This window comes from Collinsella aerofaciens (assembly GCF_040915425.1).
GTDB lineage: Bacteria > Actinomycetota > Coriobacteriia > Coriobacteriales > Coriobacteriaceae > Collinsella > Collinsella aerofaciens_BW.
The window spans coordinates 1-6,146 of record NZ_JBCPDN010000088.1; the positions used below are offsets into that span (position 1 = coordinate 1).

The window sequence follows — 6,146 nt, forward strand, 5'->3', positions numbered from 1 at the left end:
GGCCGCGGGGGCGTTCGGCTAGGTGCGGGAATGGCCTATTTGCTCAATGTGTTCGGCTGAGATCGGAAATCAACCTTGTCTTCATCGGCGCTATCTAGAGAGCCCTCGATGCGCTGACTCAGCCACGAAAGGAGGTTCTCGATGTTCGAGTACTTCGCAGGGTCTTCGTTATCTCGACGTGCAATTTTGGTTATTCGACTTTCCAGAAGGGTAGATAGCTCGGGATCTTTGAGCTTGAGGTCCGCTCGCATGTTCCTGAAGGTTTCACCCATCAGGGGAATAGCCGGAGTAGATGCGCCTGAGCCGATAAGCGTGGCCAGGTTGATCGACCTGGAAAGAATGCCTTGGACAAAATGTCGGGCTTCCGAGGCGTTTACCTCACGCCTTGTTGCACCCCTCTGCAAGATAAAAAGGGACGTGGGGGATTCCTCCTGCACATCGGAGGGTGCGTCATCCGGTATATTCATCGCGTTGTCAGACATGGTGTGCTCCCTATAAACTCAAAAACCTCTGCTCGAACGCGCCCGGGAACTGGAACATTCGCTCCTTGCCCCAGATACTCACCCACGTCATCACCACGCCGTCGTTGCAGACGTACTTGGTGTCCGCTGACGGCTCGATCCACTTACTCATGTCGTCTTCCGTCGCGTCGGGGGTCATCGTCGTTGCGACCCTTGTACCCGCGCTCTGCAACTGCGTAACGTTCGAGGGACGGGAATCTTCTGCGATCGCCTAACTATTCCGTCGCCGTGTATCATGTCCCTGTAAGCGGACTCGATAGGATTCATCCGTGCACGCCAGCGATGCCCTCATACAGACGGTCGCGACCGTCTGGGTTCCCATAACCCACATCGGGCCGGCCCTGGGCAAGGTCCCCAACTACATCAACAACTTGATCTCGCGCGGGCCGACTCCGCGCTGCGACACCATGGCCGCCATGCTCGGCGTCCGTGGCTACGCTCTCTGCGTGATCCTGCGCGAAGATGTTCCCGAGACGGTACTGTTTATTGATTATGGATTATCGTCATCGGGTACAATCGAAGAGCCTTTATACAAACAGGAAGGGTATCTATGCAGCTTTCTGAGCAGCTTCTTCATACGACGATACGAAGTGAAGCATCGCTTCCCTCAGGAGAGTGCTCGGTTGGAACTGGTTTCTTTTTCAAATTCTGCGATGACGGCAAGACATTTGTTCCTGCCGTCGTGACCAACAAACATGTGGTCAAGGGCGGATATGAATACCGGGTCATCTTCTCGCGAGCCGACGAGAACGGCAACTTGCTCAATATAAACGAGCGGCTGACCATGCGTGGCTCGGACAGCGATTGGATTTCGCATCCAGACGAGAACGTGGACTTGTGTGTACTGCCTATTGGCCCTGCTCTCAACGGTTTTATCCAGGCGGGTAAGCATCTGCTCACTATACCGCTCAGTCTGGAGCTGCTTCCGACGAAGACGCTGATTAAAGACATGGGCTGCATGGAAGAAGTGACCATGATCGGGTACCCCAACGGCATCTGGGACGAGGCCAACAACTTGCCAATCGTGCGCAGGAGAATCACGGCGACTCCCTACAGATACGATTATCGGGGCGAGAAGGAATTCTTAGTGGACATGGCTTGCTACCCGGGTTCAAGCGGTTCCCCTGTCTTCCTGTACAACGAGGGAACCTATCTCGAGAATGGCGCGGTCGTCGTGGGAAGCAGACTCTATCTGTTGGGCATTCTACGCGCTGTTCCCATTAGAAACGTTCTCGGTGATATCACCGTATCTACGATTGCTCACGTAAACGTTCAAGACATGTTGAACTTGGGCATCGTCATCAAGTCCGAACGCCTGAAAGACTTCGACCCAATCTTGAGAGAGCGCTTGAGTGTTCCAGAATAATATTTAGGTCGCCCGCCGCACGTGGCGTTGGCGCACCCGAGCGCTGCGGGCCTCGGTAGTCCGCGCCGAGTGCCGTCACCCGGCCTGTAGTGACCCTCACGTCATCGGTATGCCCGCGCCCCGGCCCTTCGCACACGGGTATGTCAGCGCCGCGGCCGGCGGGCGGCCAGCTGCCGGCCCGTTCGAAGCCCTACCTGAGTAGCTCGTTTGACCTGTATCGTTTTTTTCGGACACGCAGGCTGGAAGGACCGCGACACCGCGGTGCCTTAGACTGCATGTGGGCTGATAAACGAAAGGATTGCCGAATGGTCGCCAATCAGAAGAAGTACACCGACGGGATCAGGCGGGAGACCGCCGACTACGTCATCTCGACAGGGTGCCCATAGCCCAGGCCTGCGACGAGCTCGGGCTCAACGCCAAGACGGTTAACGACTGGGCGCTCAAGCGCCGGCGCGAGCTCTCCGGCGAGCCCGACCCGAGAGCCGAGGACCGCGAGCTGCGCGAGGCCAAGAAGCGAATATGCGAGCTCAAGATGGAGAATGCGTTCCTAAAAAAGCCGCTGCCTTCTTCGCCAAAGAGAAGCACTCTAGCCAAGTGCGGGCTCGTGTTGCCGGAGAAAGGTAGCTTCGCGCTGACCATGATGGCCGGGGTGCTGGGGGTGAGAAGGTCGGGCTACTGGAGCTGGGCATCGAACGGCTGCCCTGAGGACGACTGGTCCGAGGTCCACGACGCCGTGCGGCGCGTGTGGCTCGATCCGACAGGCGCTTCGAGGCCCGCTTCATGAGGTGCTTCCTGTCCGACGTGCCTCGGGGCACGACCCTCTACTGCGCCAGCAAGGGCCGGTACGGCTCGCGCAAGATGAACGCGTCGCTCGATGGGTTGGCGTCGCCGCCACCCGCCGCCGTCAGCCGTCGCCGGGCCTTCCACATCATGAGGGGGAACGGCCCGGTTGGCGCATGCGGCAGGAAGAGGTTCAAGGTGCACCCCGGGGCGGTCAACGAGGCCGACGTGCCGAACGTCGTCGCGCGCGGCTTCGGCGGCAGGGCGCCGCGCACCCATATATGCAGCGACCTGACCTACGTGCGCGTCGGGGCCTCGTGGAACTACGTCTGCCTGCTCGTCGACCCCTGCAACAGGGAGATCGTCGGCCACTCCGCCGGGCCCAGGAAGGACGCCCGGCTGGTCAAGCCGGCGTTCGCGACGCCCTCCATCCCGATCCCGGACATCGAGGTGTTCCGCACGGGCCGCGGCAGCGAGTTCGACAACGCCGAGATCGACCTGATGCTCGAGGTCTTCGGCATAGAGAGGTCGCTATCGGCCAAGGGCTGCCCCTACGACAACGCCGTCGACGAGTCGACCGACAGGATACTGAAGGCCGGGCTCGTCCACCGTGAGGCGTTCGGCACGACGCGCGAGCTCCGGGCCAAGCTCTCGGACTACGTGCACTGGTACGACAACTTCAGGATCTACTCGACGCTGGGCTACATGTCTCCGATCGAGTCCAGGGAGGCGGGGCTGTCCCTCCCGGAATCGTCCAAATAGGTGTTGCCAATCCAACCGCCTCTTTGATTATCAGCCGGGGCTATCTCGGCTTTTTTGATTGGGGCGGTTGTTATGTTGCTGAATCTTTAAGGGACGAAGATTGTTTTTCAAAGGCCCACGATGTGCATCTGGTCACTCATATCTTTTCGAGACAGAACGATAAGAAGCTATATGATTCTCTTGTTTAAAGATGGTGAGTTCGATGATTCCCAGATTCCAAGAACTATTAGGTCTCTCCTAGATCCCTCTCTTCTTGCCCATTAGAAGATTCAAAGACGCGCGCGAGCGTTGCTTACTGGCGTTTGATTCATGAAGACCACGCTCTACTTTTCTTGAATGCGTTAGCCAGGCCACTCTTTCGATGAAGCCCCAGACGCCTCTGATACAAGCGAAACATTGGGGCATTTTGCTGTATTTCGCGGCTGCGTACACGCTTTCGTCGTCCGCCACGTGCTTAAACGAATTGCGTGCTTCAGTGGATTTTCGTGTCACTGGCGCTTGTGCTGTTTGGGGCGCCGCTAATTGCTTCAAAAACTAGAGCTAACACTGTGTCTATAGAAGGACTGAAAAACAAAAGTTTGCTGAGAACGTAACCTGCTTTTTATAAGAGCAGATTTCCGTCTGCCTTTATAACAATTCCCGCGCTTCGAATAACTGGACTTCCGATGCAGAAAGGATTGTAAGATAATCTTCTCTTAGTAACATCATTTGTGACGGGGGATTCGATATGAAAAAGGCATTGCGTGCCTCAACAGCTTTTTCTCTTGCTGGTCTTTTGACCATTTCATCCTTTATGGGCCCTGTGACTGCCGCCTACGCTGTGAGCAACGTCCCGTCTGCGGACGCTGCCGTGGACGCTGCGACTGCAGACAATGATGGCGTGGCCTCGCGTGATGCGGGCTCTGTCGATGTTGGCGCTGCAGATGACTCATCGTCGGCAACGAACGTTGACGAATCGGCTGATGAGGATTTTGGCGTTGATGTATCTGAGAACTATCAGCAGGCTGAACCGGTCGATTCTTCTTTCCAATATGTATATCTTGCCTCCCCGAGCCTTCCCAGCGGGACTGATCAGGTCGTTGCCTTTGCTACTCCCGATGACGACGATAGCCTTTCCTCCGCAACTCTCAACTATGTAAGTGCCAATGGGATTCAGGGGACTATTGAAGCATCTGGAACGGCTGACAATTCTGCTGCCTTTGTATTTGGCTCGACGTTGAAATCCAATACTTACTTTCTGACTTCGATAACCTATGTTTTGCGGGCCGATGACTCTGAGCATGAGTTGGATCTTTCCGACAGGGATTATTCGTTTACGGTCGTTGATAGCTCCGTGAGCTCCGAGGGCACTTCTGTTTACTATGCAGACGGTGATGGCAATGCCGTTGAGGCTCAATCAATCCAGCAGGCGTTGGAATGCGCTGATTCGCCTGATGGAGTATCTACCTACGCTGAGCGCTCCGCGCGTAATGTGGGGGTTATTGCACTTGACGCCGGACATGGCGGGGTGGATTCTGGCGCTCAGGGTAATGGCAAGAGTGAAGCCGACCTTACCTGGAAGATCATGACAGCCTGCAAAAATAAACTTGAAGCTTACGGCTTTAAGATCGTTCTTGCGCGCGAGCAGTCTGGCTACTATCCCAGCAATGATTATCTTTATCGCGTACAGCGCTGCATTGATCAGGGCGCGCAGGCCTTTGTTAGCTTTCACATCAACTCTGGGTCTTCTGGAGCTCACGGCGCAGAAGTTTATGCTCCTACCGCAAATGGCACCGACTACACGCAGGTCTCTGTTGAGCTTGCCAACAAGGTCATGAACAACCTTGCTGCTATGGGACTAACGTACCGCGGCGTATTTCAAATGGAGGTAGGCGACGAGTTCGCCGTTATCCGCTGCGCTCGCGAGCAGGGAATTCCAGGTATTCTTATCGAACATGGCTTTATCTCGAATTACGGTGATGTGGTCAACTATTTCTCGGACGATGGTTGCCGCCGTCTTGGCGAGGCTGACGCTGCCGCAATCATCGCGCAGTTCCCGCATCCCTACTCCGTCAATGGAATTTCCTTCTCGGAAGAACTGGGACATGCGGGGTCAACGGTAAAAATCGGTGTAAATGTTAGCGGCAAGACTGATGGCCTTAGATATAAGTTTGTTTGGCATAGGGCTGGGTCTGATTGGAGTGATTCCAATTGGGGTGTAATCGGTCAAGACTTAACTTCGCCGTCGATTTCTTGGACCCTGCCCCAGGCTGGTGAATATGAGATCTATGCTGATGTCATTGACTCCAATGGATATGTGACTAGCACTTCTAAATACAAAGTTGTTAATTGGTCTCTTGAGTCGCTCGAAGTCTCGGGCTCCGCCCTCTGCGGCAAGCCGGTCAAGCTGCAGGCCAAGGTGTCCGGCGACGCCTCCGGCCTCAAGTACAAGTTCGTCTGGGAGAAGGGCGGCTGGGCCAAGTGGGGCGTCGCCCAGCAGCCCTCCGCTTCCTCCTCCTGCGAGTGGACCCCGACCGAGCCGGGCGAGTACACCGTCTACCTCGACGTGATCGACGGCTCCGCCGAGAGGCACCTGACCCGCAAGGTCACGGTCGGCGAGCGCTACTCCGTCGAGTCGCTCGAAGTCTCGGGCTCCGCCCTCTGCGGCAAGCCGGTCAAGCTGCAGGCCAAGGTGTCCGGCGACGCCTCCGGCCTCAAGTACAAGTTCGTCTGGGAGA

Annotated in this window: 6 protein-coding genes; 4 read left to right on the forward strand and 2 right to left on the reverse strand. The window is 56.3% G+C overall.

Annotated features, from left to right (window positions below; all coding sequences use genetic code 11):
- Positions 1–35: 35 nt before the first annotated feature.
- The gene (locus AB5164_RS09455) at positions 36–482 is read right to left on the reverse strand and encodes a hypothetical protein (protein WP_368143275.1); all 447 of its coding nucleotides are present in this window, start codon (positions 480–482) and stop codon (positions 36–38) included.
- A 10-nt stretch (positions 483–492) separates the two neighbouring features.
- A complete protein-coding gene (locus tag AB5164_RS09460) occupies positions 493–633 on the reverse strand; it encodes a hypothetical protein (RefSeq protein ID WP_158564880.1) in 141 nt (46 codons plus the stop codon).
- Positions 634–1,071: 438 nt separating this feature from the next.
- Here AB5164_RS09460 and AB5164_RS09465 point away from each other — a divergent pair, with 438 nt between their 5' ends.
- The 4 genes from AB5164_RS09465 to AB5164_RS09480 all read left to right on the forward strand — a co-directional run.
- Entirely contained in the window at positions 1,072–1,887 is an 816-nt protein-coding gene (locus tag AB5164_RS09465) for a S1 family peptidase (protein ID WP_368143274.1), read from the forward strand.
- 376 nt (positions 1,888–2,263) lie between these two features.
- Complete coding sequence (locus AB5164_RS09470; RefSeq protein WP_117794655.1) at positions 2,264–2,671, forward strand: hypothetical protein; 408 nt, start codon at positions 2,264–2,266, stop codon at positions 2,669–2,671.
- A complete protein-coding gene (locus tag AB5164_RS09475; protein WP_240126041.1) occupies positions 2,668–3,429 on the forward strand; it encodes an IS3 family transposase in 762 nt (253 codons plus the stop codon). Before AB5164_RS09470 ends, AB5164_RS09475 begins: the two co-directional genes overlap by 4 nt.
- Positions 3,430–4,156: 727 nt before the next feature.
- Positions 4,157–6,146: N-acetylmuramoyl-L-alanine amidase (locus tag AB5164_RS09480; RefSeq protein ID WP_368148034.1), on the forward strand; the 1,990-nt coding region annotated here is incomplete at its 3' end.